This window comes from Chromohalobacter beijerinckii, from assembly GCF_023061185.1.
Taxonomy (GTDB): Bacteria; Pseudomonadota; Gammaproteobacteria; order Pseudomonadales; family Halomonadaceae; genus Chromohalobacter; species Chromohalobacter beijerinckii.
On the sequence record NZ_JAKGAK010000041.1, the window covers coordinates 1 to 1,746 of the forward strand.

The following is a 1,746-nucleotide window of genomic DNA, read 5'->3' on the forward strand; positions in this document are numbered from 1 at the left end:
GTTAAATAATGCTCATTATTGGCAAAAAGCTCTCGCCGTATGCCCTATTGTCCATATCGGGCCTGCTGGCAGCGTCTGATCAGGCTGTAAAGTGGCTGGTGCAGCAATCAATGGCCTATGGCGAGTATGTTTCGGTGACCCCGTTCTTTAACTGGGTGCACCTATGGAACACCGGTGCCGCATTCAGTCTTTTTGCGAATGGTGGAGGCTGGCAGCGCTACTTTTTTATCGGAATCGCGGTAGTGGTCTCGATTTTTCTGATCAAGCTGATCCTTGAAAATCGTCATAAAGGAGAAGCCATCGCTTACAGTCTTATCCTCGGTGGCGCCATGGGCAACCTGATTGACCGGGTCTTTCGCGGCTATGTTGTGGATTCCTTTGATTTCTATTGGCGAGACTGGCATTGGCCGGCCTTCAACCTGGCTGATATTGCAATTGTCCTCGGTGCCTTACTTTTCGTTTCCAGCAGCTTGTTGGGTAAAAAAGCAAACACCAATGCCGAGCCGGATGGATCTGACTGACACCTACGCCTATACAACACCATGACCGAACTTCCCGACAACATCCTTCACCTGCCGCAATACCAAGTACTGGGCTGCAAATCAACCGACGACGAAATGCACTTCCAGGTGGACGTGCCCGATCCCATCGCCTGCGAGGAATGCGGCGTGCAGGGTGAGTTCGTACGGTTCGGCAAGCGTGACGTTCCCTATCGTGATCTGCCCATCCACGGCAAGCGGGTCACTCTCTGGGTGGTCCGCCGCCGATACACCTGCCGGGCCTGCAAGACAACATTCAGGCCCCAGCTACCGGAGATGGTGGACGGATTCCGTATGACACTGCGGCTGCATGAGTACGTGGAGAAGGAATCCTTCAACCACCCCTACACCTTTGTGGCGGCACAGACCGGCCTGGACGAGAAGACGGTGCGCGACATCTTCAACGCCCGCGCCGAGTTCCTGGGGCGCTGGCACCGCTTCGAGACGCCCCGCATCCTGGGCATTGACGAGCTATACCTGAACAAGCGCTACCGCTGCATTCTGACCAACATTGAGGAGCGAACCCTGCTCGACCTGCTGGCCACCCGCCGCCAGGACGTGGTGACCAACTACCTGATGAAGCTGAAAGACCGGCAGAAGGTCGAGATCGTCAGCATGGACATGTGGAACCCCTACCGGGCAGCGGTCAAGGCTGTGCTGCCCCAGGCCCGTATCGTGGTCGATAAGTTCCATGTGGTGCGCATGGCCAACGATGCCCTAGAGAGAGTGCGCAAGGGCCTCAGAAAGGAGCTGAAACCGTCCCAGAGCCGGACTCTCAAGGGAGACCGGAAAATCCTGCTGAAACGCGCTCACGAAGTCTCAGACCGGGAGCGCCTCATCATGGAGACCTGGACAGGCGCGTTCCCGCAACTGCTGGCCGCCCACGAGCACAAGGAGCGCTTCTACGGCATCTGGGACGCCACCACACGGCTCCAGGCAGAAGCCGCCCTGGACGAGTGGATAGCCACCATCCCGAAGGGCCAAAAGGAAGTCTGGAGCGATCTGGTCAGGGCAGTGGGAAACTGGCGCGAAGAGACCATGACCTACTTCGAGACGGACATGCCCGTCACCAACGCTTACACGGAGTCCATCAACCGACTGGCCAAGGACAAGAACCGTGAAGGGCGCGGTTACTCCTTCGAGGTGATGCGGGCACGAATGCTCTACACCACGAAGCACAAGAAGAAGGCACCGACTGCGAAGGTCT

2 protein-coding genes are annotated in these 1,746 nt (G+C 57.3%); both read left to right on the top strand.

Annotated features, from left to right (window positions below):
• Window positions 1-8: 8 nt before the first annotated feature.
• A complete protein-coding gene (gene lspA / locus L1075_RS15555) occupies window positions 9-521 on the top strand; it encodes a signal peptidase II (RefSeq protein ID WP_004863699.1) in 513 nt (170 codons plus the stop codon).
• Between the two features lie 21 nt (window positions 522-542).
• Window positions 543-1,746: ISL3-like element ISPpu12 family transposase (locus tag L1075_RS15560; protein WP_246942741.1), on the top strand; the 1,204-nt coding region annotated here is incomplete at its 3' end.

Excerpts from the sequence above, each read along its gene's own strand:
- lspA (WP_004863699.1), top strand. The coding sequence starts at position 9 with ATGCTCATTATTGGCAAAAAGCTCTCGCCGTATGCCCTATTGTCCATA.